Consider the following 18,350-nt stretch of genomic DNA (forward strand, 5'->3'; position numbering starts at 1 on the left):
TGCGCACAAGAGAGGCCTGATGGCGTCCGATCACCTGACTCTTCCTGCCGCCGTGGCAGAGGCCGTGCGGGCCGAGCTGCCGTCCGTCGCCGAGCGCACGGTGGCCGCCGTCGTCGTTGAGGTCCCCAGCTACGCGGACGCCTTCAGCGGCGACATGGGCCGGAAAATCGAGAACGCCGTCCGGGTGGCGCTCGGCGGCTTTCTCGAGCTAGCCGCGGCCGGCGGCGGGACGGATGCGGGTACCCCGATCGGTCCGGCACTCGAGGGCGCCTACGCACTGGGCCGCGGCGAGGCGCGCAGCGGCCGGTCGATGGACGCCCTGCTGGCCGCGTACCGGGTCGGCGCCCGGGTCGCCTGGCGACACCTGAGCGGCACAGCTGTCGCCGCCGGCCTAGGCGTCGACGCGGTGGCCCGGTTCGCCGAGCTGGTGTTCGCCTACATCGACCAGCTCTCGGCATCGAGCGCGGCCGGACACACCGACGAGCTCGCCGACAGCGGGCAGGTCCGTCGCCGCCGACTCGAGCACCTGGCAAGCCTCCTGATCACCGGCGCGCCGGTGGCCGATGTCAGCGCCGCCGCCGAGCACGCGGAGTGGGCGCCACCGCAGACCCTCACCGCGGTGCTCCTCCCCCAGTCCCGCGCTCGCGACACGCTGGTGCGCCTGGACGCGCGCACCCTCCAGGTACCCGAGGACAGGGCGCCCCACGAAGCGTCAGCGGAGCTGACCGTGCTGCTCGTCCCGGACACCGAGGGCCGGGCGCGCCCGGCGCTGCTCCGCGCGCTCGCCGGCAAAGCCGCGGTCGTGGGCCCGGCGCGTCCCTGGCAGCAGGTGTCCGTGTCCTACACCCGCGCGCTGCGCGCGGTCCGCCTCGGCCTGACTGCGGAGGGGACAGCGCCGCTCGACACGGACGCACGGCTGGTCGAGCTCTTGCTGCGGGCCGACGACGAGGCGCTCACCGATCTCCGAGCACAGGTCCTCGCCCCGCTGGCGACTCTCAGCCCGAGCACCCGGGACAAGCTCGTCGAAACCCTGCGCGCCTGGGTGCTTCACCACGGCCGCAGGGAACGCATCGCCGCAGAGCTGTTCGTCCACCCCCAGACGGTGCGGTACCGGATGGGACAGCTCCGCGAGCTCTACGGCGACCGGCTCGACGACCCACAGACGATCCTCGAGATCACGGTCGCCCTCGGCACGGACGATCGCTAGCGAGAAGTCGTCGTCATACCGCGGGCGCGGCTACCGCGCCCCGACTGGCGAACTGGCACGCTATGCGTTCGACGCCCGGTCGAGGGTGCGCACCAGGTAGTCCCAGCCCTGCTCGAGGAGGGCACGCGGGTAGACGTGGGTTCGCTTGACGACCGCCGCTTCGGCAGAGGTCCAGACCTTGGGGCCACCGGCCGCCATGGCCGCGAGCTGCTTCCGGCAGGCCCGGTCGAGCAGCAGCGCGGCCATCACGGCCGCCACGAGATCGGCCCCGACGGTCACGATGCCGTGTCCCTGGAGGAACGCGGCATGGGCCTGACCCAATGTCGCGGCAACAGCGTCGCCCTGCTCGTCGGTGAGGATCAGGTCCGAGGTTGCCGTGAAGGTCGGCACTCCTTCGGGCGCGAAGTACGTCCCCTCGTGCGAGATGGGGACGAGTGGCGTCTGCAGGCTGGAAAACGACGTAGCGGAGCCGACATGCGAATGTACCGTCGCACCGACATCGGGACGTGCCAGCATGATCCTCGTGTGGATCGGATATTCCACATGACGGCGACGATGACCCGCGAGCACCTCGCCGTCCCAGCCGACGAGCACGAGGTCGTCGACCTGGATCTCCTCCATGCCAAGGCCGGACGGCTTCATCCACACGCCTGAGCCGTGCTCGGCACGCACGGCGACATGTCCCCAGACGAAGTCGTTGTGCCCCGCAGCGGCCAGGACATGGCACGCCTTGACGAGATCCTCCCGGGCTGCCGCGTCAGCCATTCGTACTCCTCACCCACGCGTGTGTGCTCTGACGTTCGCGCCTTGTCCGTCATGCGACGGCGTTGCTTGCCGGGCGCGCACCCGGCTGGGTCGCACCCGGCAGGTGGTGACCGACGAGCGGCCGCTCGGGGTCGAGGTCGGTCACACCCCGGTCTGGCTGCCCCGCAACCGCCGGGCCAGCGGCGCGCACAGCGCCAGGGCGACCAGGGCGGCGAGCCCGGAGACGAGGAAGGACAGCTGGTAGGCCGACAGCGCCGGGACCGGCGCCCGGCCGACCTTGTACGCGCCGAACAACGACGCCACGATCGCGCTGCCGATCGAGTTGCCGACGGCGTAGAGGACCACTGACAGGCCGACGGCGATACCCGACTCCGCCTTCGGCACACTGCGCAGGATCACGATCTGGGTGACCGCGAGCGTGATCGCCAGTCCGGCGGAGTCGATCATCAATGCGGTCAGTGTGGCACCGGGCTGCGCCACCAGCGGACCGTAGATCAGGAAGCTGATGACCAGGAGCGCGGTGCCGACGCCGAGTGCTGCCACGTGCCGGCCCCGCTGAACCAGGGCGCGGATGACGAAGTACGCCATCACCGAGCCGAGTAGCTGCGGCAGCGCGTACCAGGCGACCTGGACCGGTGACCAGCCGTAGCCCGCGCCGGTCGCCTTCGGCGTCTGGGCCAGCCGGGTGACCGCCGAGAGCGCGCTGTAGATGCCGGTCGCGGCCAGGAAGGTCATCGCGTACGGCAGCCGGACCGCCGGGCTGAGGAGGTGCCGGATGTTGATCAGGGGGTGCGTCGCGCGCCGCTGCTGTGCCAGCCACCCGGCGAGTACGACCAGACCGCCGAGGCCGCTGGCGAGTACCCGGCCGGACGTCCAGCCCCAGGTGGGTCCCTCGGTGATGGCGAGCAGAACGCCGACCAGGCCGACGGCGAGCAGTAGCGCCCCGACCGCGTCGAGCCGGCCCGGTGCGCGGACGTCGGAGTCGCGAATTCCCGCCAGCACGGCGGCCAGGCCGATCGCCGAGACGACCACACCGACGACGAAGAACGCCCGCCAGGAGGCGTGCCCGGTCGCCGCGAGCGCGCCGAGCAGCAGACCGGCCGAGATGCCCGCGCCGGTACCGGTGTGAATCGCGCCGATGGTGAACTGCGCCCGGCGCGGAGCCATGGTGTCCGAGGCGATCGCCTCGGGCAGGGCCAACATCGGCAGGACGGCGCCCATCAGGACCCGCGCGACCACCAGCCCGGAGAAGCTGCTGCTGAAGCAGCCGATCAGTGAGCCGACCAGCACCAGCGCCAGCGCGATGACGACGACCGGCTTCTTGCCGAGCAGGTCGGCGAGCCGGGAGAGCACGGCCAGGAATACCGCGCCCGCCAGCAAGCTACCGGTGACCAGCCAGGACGTGGTCGCCGGGGTAGTGCCGACCGCCCTGCCGATCTGCGGTAACAGGGGGATGATTCCGACCTGTAACAGCTGCAGGCTCAGCCCGAGGTAGATCAGGATCGCGACGGCGGCCGGCCCGTTGGTCTCGCGTACGGGCGACGGGGCGCCCGCCGCCGACGTCTGCGCCCCCGGCGCCCCGATCGGCTGGCCCGGCAGGTCCTCGGCCGCGGCGGTCACGCCGCGCCCCCTCGACGACCGGCGACGGTGGCCGCGGAGCCGGCCCGCGGTGGAGACAGCCCGGGTGACTTCACAGGTCCTCCCTGAAGACGGCGTGATGCGCGCCACTAGACCACACGCCGTACTTTAGGTCAACCCATACATATTTCAGATAGCCCTGGCGCTACTCCGTGCCGCCCGTCAGCACCTGCGGCAGCGTCGCTGGCGCATCGGGCGGCACGGCGCTGTTGTGCTCGAGTCGGTCGATGAGGGAGAGCCCGCGCTCGGCCCACGCCACCTCGGCGCGCGCGCGCTCGACGAGGCCCTCGTAGGCATGCACCTTGTAGGCGACGATGGCCTCGTGCGCGGCGGCCGGGGCCAGCGAGAGCCGCTTCTGCAGGAGTGGCGTGTCCCGGCGCTGCAGCCGGGCGATGTGCCGCTGCCAGTGCTCCATGATCGCGCGGTGGTGGTCCCGATGCTCGCGGAACTGCCGTCGCGCCTGGTCGAATGACCCGTACTCGTAGTACGTGGCCTTCAGGTAGGCGGGGTCGCGCACCGGCGGGGAGGTCTCCGTCTCGGCCACCCAGCGCATGAGCTCCGCTGCGCCTGCCACGGTGAGCGAGTAGGCCCGCTTGGTGCCGCGCTCGCCGCGCGGCAGAGCCTCGGCCTCGATCAGCCCGTCCGCCTCCATCCGGCGCAGTTCGGGGTAGATCTGCGAGTGCGGCGCGTGCCAGAGATAGGCCACCGAGACGTCGAACTGCTTGGCCAGCTCGTAGCCGGTCATCGCGCCCGCGTCGAGCAGGGCCAGCAGCGCGTGCCGCAGCGACATGAACAGCCTCCTCCAGGGGCGGACCCTGATTGTGTCAACCTATACGTAATTTGATCCCGAAAAGCGGGCTACCGTGAGCCCAACCACCGAACCGATCCGGGGAGCCGACGTGCGCATTCCGATCACCCTGGCCTGTGAACGATACGACCGCACCGAGGCCCTCCGGGACGGACGTGTCCGACCGGCCGGCGTGGACCTGACGTACCTTCCCCAGCAGGTGGAGGAGACGTTCTTCCGGATGGCGCGGTTCCGGGAGTTCGACGCCGCCGAGATGTCGCTGTCCAGCTACGTCATCACGCTCACCCGCGACGCGCCGTTCATCGCGATCCCCGTGTTCCCGTCGCGTCTGTTCCGGCACAGCGGCATCTACGTCTCCGCCGCCTCCGGAATCAGGGAGCCGGCCGACCTGATCGGCAAACACGTAGGGGTCGCCGAGTACCAACTGACCGCCAACGTCTGGATCCGCGGCATCCTCGCCGACGAGTACGGCGTGCCGGTCGAATCCGTCACCTACCGCACCGGCGGCCTGCACCAGCCCGGACGCCCCGAGAAGCTGAAGGTCCACCTGCCACCCGCGGTGCGCGTCGAGCCCATCGGGCCACGCCAGACGCTATCGGAGATGCTCGCCACCGGCGAGATCGACGCGGTGTACACGCCCCGCACGCCGGAGAGCTTCACCCGCGGCGACAGCGGTGTCCGGCGACTGTTCGACCCGTCCCGTCCGGCCGAGGAGGACTACTTCCGTCGGACGGGGATCTTCCCGATCATGCACGTGGTCGTCCTGCGCCGAGACGTCTACGAGCGAAACCGATGGCTGGCCCGCTCGCTCCACGACGCGTTCGAGCAGGCCAAAACGCTGTGCGCAGAGGGCATCGACGAGACGGCCGCCGCCCGCTACCTGCTGCCGTGGCTGCACGACGAGGTCGCCCGCACCCGCGCGGTGCTCGGCGCGGACTACTGGCCGTACGGTCTGGAGAAGAACCTCGCGGTGCTGCGCACCTTCCTGCGCTACTCCTACGACCAGGGCCTGGCCGCCCGCAGGCTGGAGCCCGCGGAGCTGTTCGCACCCGAGACCCTCGAGTCCACCCTGGTCTGACCTCGGCGGTGGGACTCCCCGCCCGGACGCGGCTGCCCTATCGGGCGTCCACCAGGATTCCGGCGAAGAAGTCGGCCAGGGCCTCGTACGCGTCGAGCGGCAGCACGTGTGAGACGTACTGGTCCGGGCGGACGACGACCAGGCAGCCCGTCTCGCGCTCCACGCCCCGTAGGTCGAAGACGTCGCCGGCCTTCGGGTCGGGGCAGAACACCTTCTCGTAGTCGATCAGCCCGAGCTTGCCCTTCCTCGGCAGGAGGACCGACGGCATCTCGTCGACGGTCAGGTCGCGATGCCCCTGCTGGAAAACGGCGCGGACGTCGATGACCGAGTCGGGGTCGGCGCCGGCCGGCGTGCAGCGCGTGATCGGTGACGAGGCCGACGCCAGGAATTCGCACAGCCGCCGGGCCTGGGAGTCAGGGCTTGTCGGGGCGTGCCGGTCGGCGAAGACGTAGATGCGCCAGGCACCGTCGGCCCGGGCGACGTGGCCGAGGTGCATCGGCCTGGCATCGGCCAACCGTACGGCAGGGGCGGAGTGGAAACGCATCCCCACCGTGAAACCCTCCGCCAGGTGCTGGTAGGTCGCCTCAGCGGTGATCATCGACGGGGTGTACCGGGTCGCGACCCCGGCGGTGAAGCGGCCCTGCTGGACGAAGTACCGCTGGAACTCCTCGGGGTCGACGCCCGCGTCGCCGGCGTGACCCGAGTCCTTCGGGGCGGCGCTGAACATCCTGGCGAACTCGCGGTCGAACGCGATCAGCTCCTCGGCGACCTTCTGCCGTTCCTCGGAGTAGGTGTGCAGGAGTTCGGGCCTGGCCGTGCCCCGGAGAACGGCCCCGAGCTTCCATCCGAGGTTCCAGGTGTCGGCCATCGACACGTTCATGCCCTGGCCGGCCTTCGCGCTGTGGGTATGGCACGCGTCGCCGGCGATGAACACCCGGGGCAGCCTGGTGGCCGTCTCCGTCACCGGCACGTCGTCGAACTTGTCACACAGACGCTGGCCGATCTCGTAGACCGACCACCAGCCGACGTTCTTCACGTCGAGGGTGTAGGGGTGCAGAATCCGGTTCGCGACCGCGGCCAACTTCTCCGGGGTGACACTGCGGTCCTCGAGCATCTCCTTGTCGCTGACCGCGTCCAGTTCGATGTAGAGCCGCACCAGGTACCCGCCCTCTCGCGGGATGATCAGAATGTTGCCCTGATTCGCGGAGTGGACGGCGCACTTGAGCCGGATGTCCGGGAAGTCGGTGACCGCCAGGACGTCCATGACGCCCCAGGACTGGTTCATCGGGTCGCCGACGAGTTCCCGGCCGATCGCGGTACGGGTTCCACTGCGCGAGCCGTCACAGCCGACGACGTACTTGGCCCGGACCGTCGAGGTCTCCCCGGTCTCCTGGAACTCCTTGACGTGATGGAGGGTGACTGTCACGGGGTACTCCGACGAGCCGCTGCTGTCGATCTGCACGTCACTGGCGTGGAGCCCGTAGAACGGCCGCAACCTGCTGGCGGACCGCTCCATGTGGTCCCGGAGATAGGCGAGCATCCGCGCCTGGTTCACGATCACATGCGGGAACTCCGACAAGCCCTCCTCGGTGTCCTGGACGCGCCCGGTCCGCGTGATCCTCGTGCGGTCCTCCGGATCCGGACGCCAGAAGGAGACCTCGTTGACCCAGTAGGCCTCGCCTACCAGTCGGTCGGCCAGACCGAACGCCTCGAACATCTCCACGGTGCGGCAGGCCACGCCGTCGGCCTGGCCCACCTCCAGCGGCCCGTCCCGACGGTCGATGACCGCGGTCCTGATGTCAGGGAAGTTGGCCAGCTGCGCGGCCAGCACCAGACCGGCCGGCCCACATCCCACGATCAGGACGTCGACCTCCTCAGGGAGGCCTTCCCGACGCTCCGCGACGGACGGGTGCGGATCCTCGAGGAACGGGTCACCGATCTTGTAGCCGTTGAGGTAGAACTGCGCCATTCGTGCTCCTCCGTACGGTACGGCCAGCATGCGCCCTCGATGACCTCGATGTCGATCGGCTCTTCGCCATCGAAATGGAGCACTCCCCGGGCGCGGCTCGGCATGAGCTACGCCCACGACGTGCTGAGGCTGCGGCACGGCCGGATCGACGACGGCGTGCTGCGCTGCCAGCGCCGGCCCGGGACCCTGACCGTGCCCTGACCGGCATGAAGCCCACCCGCCCGGGTAGCTGGATCCGGTGAGCCAGCAGGAGCGCTCCCTCGGCACCGCCGAGTTGAAGCAGCGTATCGGCCGGGTCGGCGTGTGGACGTTCGCGCTGGGCCGGGAGCCGGCGTCGTCCGAGCGGGCGGCCGCCGCCCAGCTGGAGGAGCTGGGCTACGGGACGCTGTGGCTCGGTGAGGCCCCGTGGACCAAGGAGGCCCTGGTGCACTCCGCTCTCCTGCTGGAGGGGACGCGGCGGCTGGTGGTCGCGACCGGGATCGCCAACATCTGGGGCCGCGACCCCACCGCCGCCTGGAACGGGGCGAACGCCCTGGCGGAGGCGGCCGGCGGCCGGTTCCTGCTAGGGCTGGGGGTCAGCCATGCGCCCCTGGTGAAGCCGCGCGGCACCGAGTACCGCAGCCCGGTGGAGCACATGCGCGCCTACCTGGACGCCATGGACGCCGTCGAGCACGACTTCCCGGTACCCGAGGCGCCACCTCGGATGCTGGCGGCGCTGCGCCGCCGGATGCTGGAGCTGGCCGCACAGCGCAGCCACGGCGCCCACTCCTACTTCGTACCGCCCGAGCACACCGCCCGCGCCCGGGCGGTCCTCGGACCCGACCCGGTACTGGCGCCGGAGCAGGCCTTCGTGCTCGACACCGACCCCGTGCGGGCACGCCGGGCCGCCCGCGAGTACATGGCGTTCTACCTGGGGCTGCCGAACTACGTCAACAACCTGCGGGAACTGGGCTTCGGCGACGCGGACTTCGCCGACGGCGGCAGCGACGCCCTGGTGGACACGATCGTGGTGTGGGGCGAGCCGCAGACGATCGCTGACCGGGTCCGGGCCCACCACGACGCCGGCGCGGACCACGTCTGCGTCCAGCCCGTGACGGCCACCGCCCGCGAGCAGCTGGAGCACCTGCGGGCCATGGCCCCCGCGCTCAGCGGTGTCGGCCTCAGGTCGCGGGTGCCCCGTACCACCGCGGGGTGATGCCGAGGTGCCGCAGCGCGGAGGCGGCCGCCCCGGCGCCGCACATGCCGTGGGCGCCCGGCCCCGGCGGGGTGGCCGCGGAGCAGAGGAACACGCCCGGCGCGCCGGTGCTGTACGGATCGAGCGCCGGTCGGGCGCCGAGGACGAGCTGCGGGATCGTCTTCGCGCCGGTGAGGATGTCACCGCCCGCGAAGTTCGGGTTGGCGTCCGCGAACTGGGCCGGCGTGGTGGTCTCCAGGCCGACGATCCGCTCGCGGGTACCGGGGGCGAAGCGCTCCAGTTGGGCGAGCACGGCGTGGGTGAGATCGCCGTCGTAGCCGTGGGGTACGTGGGCGTACGCCCAGACCGGATGCACGTCGCCGACCGACCGGGACGGGTCGGCGAGGTACTGCTGACCGACGAGGACGAAGGGTCTCTCCGGTACCCTGCCGGCGTGGACCTCCCGCGCGGCCCGGACCACCTCCGCCATGGTTCCGCCCAGGTGGACGGTGCCGGCCCGGCGGGCGTACCCGTTCGTCCAGGGCACCCCGCCCTCGACCGCAAGATCGATCTTGTACGCGCCCGCGCCCCGACGGAACCGCGTGTACGCCCTGCGGGTACGGGCCGGCAGCCGGTCGGAGAGGATCGCCGCCACCTGCCCCGGGTCGAGGTCGAAGAGGGTGACGTCGGCGGGCGGAAGCTGTCTCGCGCTCGTCACCCGTACGCCGGTGGCGACCACTCCGCCGTGGTCGAGGAGCGCCTTCTCCAGGGCGCGGGCGATGGACCGGGAGCCGCCCTCCGCGACCGCCCACCCGGCCGCGTGGCCGGCGGTCAGGATCCCCAGCCCGATCGCGGAGCTGAGCGGTGCGGTCAGCGGCCGGAACGAGTGGGCGGCCACGCCCGCCCACAGCGCGCGGGCCTGCTCGGTCCGGAAGCTCCGCGCGAGGACGGTGGCGGGCAGCAGCGTGGGAAGTCCGAACCTCGCCAGCAGCAGCGGATGCGAGGGGATGGCGAGCAGCGGCCCCATCACGTCCCGGGACAACTCGTCCCAGCGGGCGACCGAGGGGCCGAGCAGCGTCTTCCAGCGCGCCCCGTCCGTACCCAGCAACTCGGCGGTCCGATCGACCGAACGCACCAGGACGCCGGCGGTGCCGTCATCGAGCGGATGGACGCAGTCGACGTCCGGCAGCCGCCACCGCAGCCCGTACCGCCCCAGGTCCAGCGACGCCAGGGCCGGGGAGGTCACCGCCATCGGATGGATCGCCGAGCAGTGGTCGTGCAGCAGGCCGGGCAGGATCGCCTCGCGGCTGCGGGTACCCCCGCCGACCTCGTCGGCGGCCTCCAGCAGGGTCACCTTCAGGCCGCTGGTGGCGAGCAGAGCCGCGGCGGCGAGGCCGTTGGGCCCGCCGCCGACGACGACGGCGCGGGTCACGCGGTCTCCGGGGTCCGCTTCTCCGGCGTCGGCTCAATGGTGGCCGGCCGGAACGTCTCCACGTCGTACACCGGGTAGTCCGGCCCGTCGGTCGGCCAGGGCTGCCGCTGGAGCATGTCGCGTACCTTCACTCTTCCTCGCTCGACCAGCCCGAGCGCCGCGTCGTGCACCTCGTACCGCTGGTCCTGCCGCTGGATCGGCTGGCCCTCCAGGGTGATGACCCGCACCTGGCCCGGGGAGAAACCGCAGCGTGCCTGGATCGCCCGCAGAAGCTGGTCGTCGTGCAGGTGGCCCTCGCCGAAGTTCCAGCCGATCGCGTAAGCGGCGACGAGCTCGCCGTCCAGCGTCACGACGTCGTCCTCCCCGGCGGCCACCCGGTCGATCAGCCCATTGTGCGCCCGGCCGTGGGAGTGCAGGCCACGCCACCCCTGGACCTTGTGGGCGAGGAGGACCGCCGTGTCGGCGCCGTACAGCGCCTCGAGCTGCCCGGTCGTGAGCCGGCTCGACGTGACCAGCCCCTCGCTCATCCGGGTCAGGGCGTCGCGGGTGAAGATCCAGACGCTGGTCGCCCAGTTGCCGGCGTAGTAGCGCATGGCCGGCAGGAAGGAGACGAGGTCGGGCCGGACGTTGCCGAGCAGCGGAAGCAGGACCAGCGGCGGCAGGATCACCAGCAGCAGCGCGGGCGTGCGCAGGTCGTACACGGTGATGTCGCCGTACGCGCCGAACAGGTGGAACAGCGAGAAGATGAAGAACAGGTTCCACTCCAGCGGCACCCCCATCGGTACCGTCGACAGGATGTGGAGGTGGAACAGGACCATGTAGAGCACGGCCGCCCAGGTCCAGAACCCGCCCCGGCCGAGGAAGACGAGGAACAGCGGCACGAGGTACTCCGTCGCCGTGCCGACGTGCGCCAGCAGGGCCGCGAGGCGCGACGGACGCAGGTCGTGCGGCGGGTTGCGGTACATCGCCCGCCGGACCGACGTCACCCGCAGCAACGGCGAGTTGCTCATCATCACGGCCACCACGAACGGGAAGTGGTGGTTGAGTTTTGACGTGGCCGCGCCCCACCAGAGGGCGAGCATCACCAGCTTGAACCCGACGATCTGGTCCGGGTACGGGAAGAAGAAGATGAGCAGGGACAGCCAGTACTGCTCGCCCCGGGCGGCCAGGAAGATCGTCTTGTCGCGCAGGCCGAGGACGGCGAGGGACCCGATCAACGGCAGCGCCGCGCGCGGGTCCAGCAGGCCGGCGTCGCCCCCCGGTCGGGTCAGCAGGTAGCTTGCCGAGACCAGCACGACGACGTAGAGCGCGACGTCCACCGGCGTACGCCGGTCACCGGCCGTCAGCGGCACCCGGTCCGGCCAGGGCGGGAGCCGGATGGTGCCGGGCCGCAGCCAGTACAGGATCGAGCCGATCGGCGGGATGAAGTGGGAGCTCAGGGGCCCGGAGCCGCAGCCGAGTCCGATGACCTCGTAGAGCAGGGTCCAGACGATGAGCTTCTGGTAGACGATCGGCTCGGTCCACCAGGAGGCCGCGTCGGCGAGGCCGCCGAGGCCCGGGGTCATGGCGATGACCGCCGCGCCGCCCACGACGTACCCGACGCACTTGACGGCGTAGAGCAGAAACACCGCGGTAGGGCTGCCGAAGCCGTGCTCCACCCAGTGTCGGGTCGCGGTCTTCAGCCTCTCGGCACGAGGCTGCCGCTGCCAGGCGGCGACGTCGCCGACCTCCGGCAGGGTGGGGCTCAGAAATCCCATGGGGTCCTCGATCGGTCGGCCGGGCCGGATATTCAGAGGTCTCCATTCTCGGTGACTCCGCCCCACCGTGGGTCACCTCGCCCGGAGGGCGCACGGGTCCCCGGTGCGGCGCAATTGGGGTGGATCGCGTAATCGGCGGCCTCGTGACGACTGTCTAGGCTTACGACGTGGTCTTCCGTGAAGCGGTGCGCGCCGACCTGCCCGCGATCGTCGCGCTCCTCGCCGACGACGTGCTGGGCAAGGCGCGGGACCACGCCGTGGTGGACAGCGCGTACGAGCAGGCGTTCGCCGATATCGACGCCGACCCGCGCAACCTTCTCGTGGTCGCCGAGGACGACGCGGACGTGGTGGCGTTCCTCCAGGTCACGTACATCCCCGGGCTCGGGCGCCACGGCGCCGAACGGGCCCTCGTCGAATCCGTCCGCGTCCGATCCGACCGCCGCGGGCAGGGGCTCGGCGCGCAGCTCATGACCTGGGTCATCGAGCAGGCCCGGCAGCGTGGGTGCGCGCTGGTGCAGCTCACCACCGACAAGTCGCGCCTCGACGCGCACCGGTTCTACGCCCGGCTCGGCTTCGTCTCGAGCCACGAGGGCATGAAGCTGAGCCTGCGGTAGAGCCGCGGCTTCCGGTGCGCCGGCCCGGCGCCACCCGACCGGAACTGGCCGGGGCGCGACGCCTCGTCTGAGCCGAGGCCGCTCGCCGTGGTCGGGCTGCGGACCGGAGCGATCTGCGGCAGGCTGGCGGGGTGGGAGCGATGACCCGGCAGGACGCGATCGACTTCATCTCCGTGGGTAGCCGTACCGGCAAGCTCGCCACGGCGTCGCCGACCGGAGTGCCACACGTGGCCCCGATCTGGTTCCTGATCGACGGCGAGGACCTGGTGTTCACCACCGGCGAGGACACGGTCAAGGGTCGCAACCTGCGGGCCAACCCACGGGCGGCGCTGACGGTCGACGTGTCGGAGTACCCGTACGACTTCGTGGTGGTCCGCGGCACGGTCAGCCTCGACGGCCGCGCTCCCGACCTGCTGGACTGGGCGACGCGGCTGGCCGAACGGTACGTGCCCGCCCGGCGCGCCCGGGAGTACGGCGAGCGGAACGCGGTCGAGGGTGAACTGCTGTGCCGCCTGCGCATGGAACGCGTCAGCGGCGCCCTCGACATCGCGCTGTGACGGTCGCGCGCCGGTGACTGCGCGCGGCTGAGGTCATCGGGCCCTGATCGGGCAAGCCGTTACCTGCCCGCCACCCAAATGTCGAACGTCGACACTCCGTCTATCTATGTCGTCGTGCTATCTAGATTGCTGTGCTAGCTTGTGCGCGTGAACCAGGAGCGGCGGGCCCAGTGGCTTCGGGGTGTGCTGGACCTGTGCGTCCTGGCGATCCTCGCCCGGGGCGAGTCCTACGGGTACGAACTGGCCCAGTCGTTGGAGGCGGCCGGACTCGGGCCGATCCAGGGCGGCACGCTCTACCCGGTGCTGTTGCGGCTTCAGCGGTCCGGCCTTGTCACCGCGCACTGGCGGGAGGGCGTGGCCGGACCCGCCCGCAAGTACTACCGGCTCAGTGCGGCCGGGAGCGAGACGCTGCGGCTGACCGCGAATGACTGGAACGCCTTCGCCGGTGGGGTGGGCGCGGTACTACGGGAGGTGGCGGCTCAGTGAACCCGCAGGTGTGGCTCGCAGCCCTGGCCGGTGAGCTGAGCCGGCACGGGATCGGCCCGGATCTCGCCGGGCACGTGGTCGCCGAGGCGGCCGCCCATCTGCGCGACAGTGGCGAGGCGCCACTGTCGGCCTTCGGTCCGCCTGCGGCCTACGCGGCCGCGGTCGCGGACAGTGTCGGCGGACCGGATCTGAGGCCGCCCCGGCGAGTACCCGGAGCCGTTCGCCTCAACGTGCGAGGGGTGACCAAGCGGTACCGGCGCCGGCCGGTCCTCACCGGCGTGGATCTGACGGTACGGGCCGGAGAGATCGCCGCCGTGGTGGGCGCCAACGGGTGCGGCAAGAGCACGTTCCTGCGCATCTGCGCCGGGCTGGCCAGTCCCGACCGCGGGAAGGTCTACGTCAACGGAACAGTCGGCTACTGCCCCCAGGACAGCGGTACCTGCGGATTCCTCACCCCCGAGGAGCACTTCGTCCTGATCGGCGCGGGCCGCGGGATGCCCCGGACGGCGGCCCTACGAACCGGTCGCGCGAACGCCGCCGCCCTGGACTGGTCTCCCGTCAGCGCAACCCAGGCCCGGCACCTGTCCGGCGGTACCCGCCAGAAGCTGAACCTGATCATGGCTCGGATGGGCGAGCCCGACGTGCTGCTGCTCGACGAGCCGTACCAGGGCTTCGACCGGGGCACCTACCTCGACTTCTGGCACGAGGTATGGCGCTGGCGCGACGCCGGCAAGGCGATCGTCGTCGTCACCCATCTGCTCAACCAACTCGACCGGGTCGACATCGTCCTCGACCTGACCTCGACCAAGGAGCGGGTGGCATGACCAAGACGTGCACGGTAGCCGAGATGGCGCTGCGGGAGATAGCGCGCCGCCGTTCCGTCCTGGTGATGCTGTTGCTGCTGCCGTTGACCTTCTACCTCAGCCGGCGCGGCGACCACCTGGGCCAGTCGATCCGGTTCCTATGCCTCGGGCTGGGGTGGGCGCTGAGTACCGCGGCCCTGTTCGCCGGCAGCGCCGCCCGCGCCATCGAGCCCCGGCTGCGGCTGTGCGGATACCGCGGCCACCACCTCGTCCTCGGACGGCTCGCCGCACTGTGGACGGTCGGAGCGACGTTGTCGCTGCCGTACTTCCTGCTGATCCGGTTCGACCAGCACGACGTCCGGTACGGCGCGGTCGCCCTGATCATGGCCATCACGGTGGTCGTCGCCGCGCCGTTCGGGCTGGCCCTCAGCGCGGCGCTGCCCCGCGAACTCGAAGGAACCCTGGTACTTCTCACGGTGATCGGCCTGCAGATGATGATGGACCCGGCCGGCACGTCCTCCCGCATCCTGCCGTTCTGGTTCAGCCGCGAGATCGGTACCTACGCGGTCGACCACACCGACAGCGGGTACCTGGAGCGCGGCCTGATCCACGGGGCGACCTTCGCCGTCGTCCTCACCGCGCTGGTGGTGGCGAACTCCAGCATTCGACTGCGGCAGCGCTCCCACCTGCAGTTCAGTTCACCCCGCTAGCCGCCCACCACGAGCCCGAACGGCCGCACGACGACCCCGGTGATGAGATTGGCTAGGGCGTACGGGTCGTCGAGCAGCAACCGGCGCACCTCGTGGGCGTCGGCGGCGCGCACCACCAGCACACCGGTGTCCACCGGTTCCTGCGCCGCCCCGGCCACGAGCAACGTGCCCTTGTCAGCCAGGTCGCGAATCCATGCGAGGTGGTCCTGCCGGTGTGGCGCACGCCGCTGCTCCATGTCCGGAACGTACGTGTAGAGCACCAGGAAGGTCGGCGAGTTCGCGGTCACAGGATCATCCTGCCGTATCCGTCTGGTGTGCCGCACGCGACCAGCGGCACGAAAGTACGCGATCAGTAGTGGGCCAGGATCTGCGTGACCGGGTGGCCGAGAAGGGCGGCCACGTCGGCGAGCTCCTGGGCGTCGAGTTCGTACTTCGCGCGAGTCGGGTTCATGGCGCTCACCTCGAATCGAGCGAAGCCGACCGGCCAGTCGTAGCGGAGGGTATCCAGCGAGACCACCGCGCCGCAGCACGGTGCCCTGGCGTCTAGGTTGTCGAAGCTCTCGCCGCTCTCCTCGATCAGGTCGTAGAACCACTCCAGATCGATGTCACCCTCGCATCTGGAGCACGTGATCCGGGTGGTGTTCTCACCTGCGTCGATCAGGGTAACCCGGTCGTAGAATTCGTGGTCGACATGCTCGACGTCGTCGGTGGGCCCGGAGAAGAGCCGCGCGACGTAGGCCACGGCCGCAGCGGCGGCCTCGGGGGTCGGCTGCCAGGTCGGGTCGGCCGGGATCAGACGGATGTACCCATCGCTCACGGTGCTCAGGATGCCTGATCCGGCGGCCCGCCTCGCCGAGGCCCTTCGCGCCGCCGCCGTCGAGACCGACGGTGCGTGAGCGGAACCGGTGCCGTACGTCGTCAGCCGGTCGACCCCCGCAGCGCACGCCATACGGATTCCGGGGTCAGCGGCAGGCTGTCCAGTTCGACGCCGAAGTCGGCGAGCGCGTCGCAGAGGCCGTTGGCGATGGCGGCCGCCGGCGGGATGGTGCCGACCTCGCCGACCCCGCGTACCCCGAAGGGCGTCACCGGTGACGGCACCTCGGTGTGCAGTAGTTCGATCGGCGGGATGTCCGGGGCGGCCGGGGCGAAGTAGTCCATCATCGTGCCGTTGACGAGCTGGCCGGTTTCGGCGTCGTAGCGCAGCTCCTCGCCGAGCGCGGCGCCGAGCCCCTGCACCAGCGCGCCGCGGACCTGGCCCTCGACGATCTTCGGATTCACCGCCACGCCGCAGTCGTGCACCATGACGAAGCGGTCGACGTCGAAGTCGCCGGTCTCCGGGTCGACCGAGACCACTGCCGCTGCGGTACCGAAGGAGTAGGCCGCGTCGGTGGGCTCGTAGTGCGCCGTGGACTCAAGGCCCGGATCCTCGTCCGGGGGGATGCCCTGACCGGTGAGTGCCCGGGTGAAGACGTCGGCGAGGGTCACGGTGGCGCCGGTGTCGCGGCGGCGCGCCACGGCCCCGTTCACCTCAAGCTCCTCTACAGGAGCCTCCAGGCACCAGGCCGCCAGCCGCAGCGTCTTGTCCCGCAGCTTCTCGGCCGCCGCCTTGAGTGCGCCGGACGCCGCGATGAGCGTACGGGAAGCAAACGCGCCGGTGTTGAGCGGCGAGGAGGCGGTGTCACCCCCGTGCACCCGCACCGCGTCGTAGCCGCAGCCGAAGACCTCCGCGACGATCTGGGCGAACGCCGTCTCGCTGCTCTGTCCCATGTGCGAGACCCCGGTGTACAGGTCGATGCCGCCGGACCGGTTGACGCGCAGGGTGACGCTCTCGTGCGCGCCGTACTGCGAGCCGCGCTTGGCCAGGAAGCGGGCGCTGGCGTACCCGGTGCGCTCGACGAACGACGACAGGCCGATGCCGACGTAGCGGCCGTCGGCGCGCGGCCCCCGTCCGGCGGCCCGGTGCGCGTCGTACCCGACGGCCTCCGCCGCCATCCGCAGGCAGCGCTCGTAGTCGCCGCTGTCGTAGACCGCACCGGCCGGGTTGCGCCACGGCAGGTCCTCCGGCCTGAGCATGTTGCGCGCCCGCAGTTCGAGCGGGTCGATGCCGAGCTTGCGGGCCAGCTGGTCCATCAGCCGTTCCTGCGCGAAGTTGACCTCGGGCTGGCCGTAGCCCCGGTAGGCCCCGATCGGCGTCTTGTTGGTGAGCACGACCCGGCGCTCGACGAAGCCGTCCTCCACCCGGTACGGGCCGGTGAAGACGACGCTGGACAGCTGGGCGGAGCCGAAGCCGGAGTTCCAGCCGCCCATGTCGGTGGCGTACCGGTTGGTGATCGCGACGATCCGCCCGTCGGAGCGGGCGGCGATCCGGTAGTCGTGGGTGGCTTCGCGGGCGTGCGTGGTGGCCCGGAAGAACTCCATCCGGTCCTCGACCCACTTCACCGGCCGCCGCAGCGCCATCGCGTGCAGGCAGGCGAGGACGTCCTCGGGGTAGATGCCGAGCTTGAGACCGTACGCGCCGCCGACGTCGGAAGCGGTGACGCGGATGTCGCTCTCGGTCAGGCTCAGCACCTCGGCGAGCTGTTTGCGGACCAGGTGCGGCACCTGGGTCGAGCTGTGCACTGTCAGCTCACGCGCCCCCGGCCGCCACTCGGCGACGACGGCGCGGGTCTCCATCGGCAGGCCGGTGACCCGGTTGATGCGGAAGCGCCCCTCGACCACCACGTCGGCGGAGCGGATGTGGGCCTCGGGATCGCCCGTACCCTCCGGGTTGGTCACCATGAGGTTGCCCTCGACCAGGCCTGGGTGGATCTGCGGGGCGTCCGGGTCGAGCGCGTCGAGGACGTCGGAGACGTGCGGGATCGGCTCGTACTCGATGTCGATGAGTTCGAGCGCGTCCTCGGCGATGGCCCGGCTCGTCGCGACGACGCTGACGACCGGCTCGCCCTCGTAGCGGACCACGTCGTCGGCGAGCGCGTAGTACGGCAGTTTGGGCGCGCCGGGTACCGGCCGGAGCACGGTCAGCGGCTGGGACATCTTGCGGACGTCCGCGCCGACCAGGATCTGGCGCACGCCTTCGAACTCCAGCGCCGCGCTGATGTCGATGCCGAGGATCCGGGCGTGCGGGTACGGCGACCGCGCGACCGCCATCTCCAGGACGTGTACGGGCTCGATGTCGTCGGTGAACCGGCCGTCGCCGCGCAGCAGCCGGTCATCCTCCTTGCGCGCGGTACTCGTCCCGATCAGCGAGGCGCTGGGCACCTCGACCGAGTGGGGCCTGCGTTCCAGTGTCTCCGTCACCGTTCCTCATCTCACACGTGCGTACGACCGGCGTCTGGCGTGTGCGGGGGCGGTG

General features: G+C 71.0%; 18 protein-coding genes. 9 read left to right on the plus strand and 9 right to left on the minus strand.

Annotated features, from left to right (window positions below; translation table 11 throughout):
* Positions 1-19 precede the first annotated feature (19 nt).
* The gene (locus tag Pme01_RS14855) at positions 20-1,207 is read left to right on the plus strand and encodes a PucR family transcriptional regulator (RefSeq protein ID WP_168115914.1); all 1,188 of its coding nucleotides are present in this window, start codon (positions 20-22) and stop codon (positions 1,205-1,207) included.
* 60 nt (positions 1,208-1,267) lie between these two features.
* On the opposite strand, the gene Pme01_RS14860 is transcribed toward Pme01_RS14855, so the two are convergent.
* The 3 genes from Pme01_RS14860 to Pme01_RS14870 all read right to left on the minus strand — a co-directional run bounded on the left by Pme01_RS14860 (position 1,268) and on the right by Pme01_RS14870 (position 4,400).
* Positions 1,268-1,972, minus strand: coding sequence for a class II aldolase/adducin family protein (locus tag Pme01_RS14860; protein WP_168115913.1), 705 nt, complete (start codon positions 1,970-1,972; stop codon positions 1,268-1,270).
* A 141-nt stretch (positions 1,973-2,113) separates the two neighbouring features.
* A complete protein-coding gene (locus Pme01_RS14865; protein ID WP_168115912.1) occupies positions 2,114-3,592 on the minus strand; it encodes an MFS transporter in 1,479 nt (492 codons plus the stop codon).
* 163 nt (positions 3,593-3,755) lie between these two features.
* On the minus strand, positions 3,756-4,400 hold the full coding sequence (locus tag Pme01_RS14870) for a PadR family transcriptional regulator (RefSeq protein WP_168115911.1): 645 nt from the start codon (positions 4,398-4,400) through the stop codon (positions 3,756-3,758).
* A gap of 109 nt (positions 4,401-4,509) precedes the next feature.
* Between Pme01_RS14870 and Pme01_RS14875 the strand changes: the two genes are divergently transcribed.
* Positions 4,510-5,496, plus strand: coding sequence for an ABC transporter substrate-binding protein (locus tag Pme01_RS14875; protein WP_168115910.1), 987 nt, complete (start codon positions 4,510-4,512; stop codon positions 5,494-5,496).
* 37 nt (positions 5,497-5,533) lie between these two features.
* Here the strand turns inward: Pme01_RS14875 and Pme01_RS14880 are convergent, their stop codons facing one another.
* Positions 5,534-7,465: an FAD-binding monooxygenase gene (locus tag Pme01_RS14880; protein WP_168115909.1), complete on the minus strand. Its 1,932-nt coding sequence runs from the start codon at positions 7,463-7,465 to the stop codon at positions 5,534-5,536.
* Between the two features lie 39 nt (positions 7,466-7,504).
* Here Pme01_RS14880 and Pme01_RS14885 point away from each other — a divergent pair, with 39 nt between their 5' ends.
* Together Pme01_RS14885 and Pme01_RS14890 are read left to right on the plus strand one after the other, a co-directional pair.
* Positions 7,505-7,666, plus strand: a complete 162-nt coding sequence (locus Pme01_RS14885; protein WP_168115908.1) for a hypothetical protein — start codon at positions 7,505-7,507, stop codon at positions 7,664-7,666.
* Between the two features lie 37 nt (positions 7,667-7,703).
* A complete protein-coding gene (locus Pme01_RS14890) occupies positions 7,704-8,660 on the plus strand; it encodes an LLM class F420-dependent oxidoreductase (RefSeq protein WP_168115907.1) in 957 nt (318 codons plus the stop codon).
* Here the strand turns inward: Pme01_RS14890 and Pme01_RS14895 are convergent.
* Positions 8,626-10,071, minus strand: a complete 1,446-nt coding sequence (locus tag Pme01_RS14895) for a phytoene desaturase family protein (RefSeq protein ID WP_168115906.1) — start codon at positions 10,069-10,071, stop codon at positions 8,626-8,628. The two genes, Pme01_RS14890 and Pme01_RS14895, sit on opposite strands and share 35 nt — an antisense overlap.
* Positions 10,068-11,828: a DUF3556 domain-containing protein gene (locus tag Pme01_RS14900; protein WP_168115905.1), complete on the minus strand. Its 1,761-nt coding sequence runs from the start codon at positions 11,826-11,828 to the stop codon at positions 10,068-10,070. Before Pme01_RS14900 ends, Pme01_RS14895 begins: the two co-directional genes overlap by 4 nt.
* A 167-nt stretch (positions 11,829-11,995) precedes the next feature.
* Here Pme01_RS14900 and Pme01_RS14905 point away from each other — a divergent pair, with 167 nt between their 5' ends.
* From Pme01_RS14905 to Pme01_RS14925, 5 genes are all read left to right on the plus strand, one after another.
* Positions 11,996-12,442 (plus strand): GNAT family N-acetyltransferase, encoded by a 447-nt coding sequence (locus Pme01_RS14905; protein WP_168115904.1) that lies wholly within the window; start codon positions 11,996-11,998, stop codon positions 12,440-12,442.
* Between the two features lie 140 nt (positions 12,443-12,582).
* Positions 12,583-12,999, plus strand: coding sequence for a PPOX class F420-dependent oxidoreductase (locus Pme01_RS14910; protein ID WP_168115903.1), 417 nt, complete (start codon positions 12,583-12,585; stop codon positions 12,997-12,999).
* A 147-nt stretch (positions 13,000-13,146) separates the two neighbouring features.
* Positions 13,147-13,485, plus strand: coding sequence for a PadR family transcriptional regulator (locus Pme01_RS14915; RefSeq protein WP_168115902.1), 339 nt, complete (start codon positions 13,147-13,149; stop codon positions 13,483-13,485).
* Positions 13,482-14,309 carry an ATP-binding cassette domain-containing protein gene (locus Pme01_RS14920; protein WP_168115901.1) on the plus strand — a complete coding sequence of 276 codons (828 nt, stop codon included), beginning with the start codon at positions 13,482-13,484 and terminating at the stop codon, positions 14,307-14,309. Before Pme01_RS14915 ends, Pme01_RS14920 begins: the two co-directional genes overlap by 4 nt.
* Entirely contained in the window at positions 14,306-14,998 is a 693-nt protein-coding gene (locus Pme01_RS14925; protein WP_168115900.1) for a hypothetical protein, read from the plus strand. The genes Pme01_RS14920 and Pme01_RS14925 overlap by 4 nt, the downstream gene beginning before the upstream one ends.
* Here Pme01_RS14925 and Pme01_RS14930 read toward each other — a convergent pair.
* The 3 genes from Pme01_RS14930 to Pme01_RS14940 form a co-directional block, all read right to left on the minus strand.
* Positions 14,995-15,285 carry a YciI family protein gene (locus Pme01_RS14930; protein WP_168115899.1) on the minus strand — a complete coding sequence of 97 codons (291 nt, stop codon included), beginning with the start codon at positions 15,283-15,285 and terminating at the stop codon, positions 14,995-14,997. The two genes, Pme01_RS14925 and Pme01_RS14930, sit on opposite strands and share 4 nt — an antisense overlap.
* 62 nt (positions 15,286-15,347) lie before the next feature.
* Positions 15,348-15,815, minus strand: coding sequence for a hypothetical protein (locus tag Pme01_RS14935; protein ID WP_168115898.1), 468 nt, complete (start codon positions 15,813-15,815; stop codon positions 15,348-15,350).
* 101 nt (positions 15,816-15,916) lie between these two features.
* On the minus strand, positions 15,917-18,295 hold the full coding sequence (locus Pme01_RS14940) for a xanthine dehydrogenase family protein molybdopterin-binding subunit (protein WP_168115897.1): 2,379 nt from the start codon (positions 18,293-18,295) through the stop codon (positions 15,917-15,919).
* Positions 18,296-18,350 lie beyond the last annotated feature (55 nt).

The sequence above is a fragment of the Planosporangium mesophilum genome, assembly GCF_016863255.1.
Taxonomy (GTDB): domain Bacteria; phylum Actinomycetota; class Actinomycetes; order Mycobacteriales; family Micromonosporaceae; genus Planosporangium; species Planosporangium mesophilum.

What these genes read in the sequence shown, in the direction of transcription:
- Pme01_RS14855 (WP_168115914.1), top strand. Translation starts at nt 20, where the DNA reads ATGGCGTCCGATCACCTGACTCTTCCTGCCGCCGTGGCAGAGGCCGTG.
- Pme01_RS14860 (WP_168115913.1), bottom strand. Translation starts at nt 1,972, where the DNA reads ATGGCTGACGCGGCAGCCCGGGAGGATCTCGTCAAGGCGTGCCATGTC.
- Pme01_RS14870 (WP_168115911.1), bottom strand. Translation starts at nt 4,400, where the DNA reads ATGTCGCTGCGGCACGCGCTGCTGGCCCTGCTCGACGCGGGCGCGATG.
- Pme01_RS14880 (WP_168115909.1), bottom strand. Translation starts at nt 7,465, where the DNA reads ATGGCGCAGTTCTACCTCAACGGCTACAAGATCGGTGACCCGTTCCTC.
- Pme01_RS14885 (WP_168115908.1), top strand. Translation starts at nt 7,505, where the DNA reads ATGACCTCGATGTCGATCGGCTCTTCGCCATCGAAATGGAGCACTCCC.
- Pme01_RS14900 (WP_168115905.1), bottom strand. Translation starts at nt 11,828, where the DNA reads ATGGGATTTCTGAGCCCCACCCTGCCGGAGGTCGGCGACGTCGCCGCC.
- Pme01_RS14910 (WP_168115903.1), top strand. Translation starts at nt 12,583, where the DNA reads ATGACCCGGCAGGACGCGATCGACTTCATCTCCGTGGGTAGCCGTACC.
- Pme01_RS14925 (WP_168115900.1), top strand. Translation starts at nt 14,306, where the DNA reads ATGACCAAGACGTGCACGGTAGCCGAGATGGCGCTGCGGGAGATAGCG.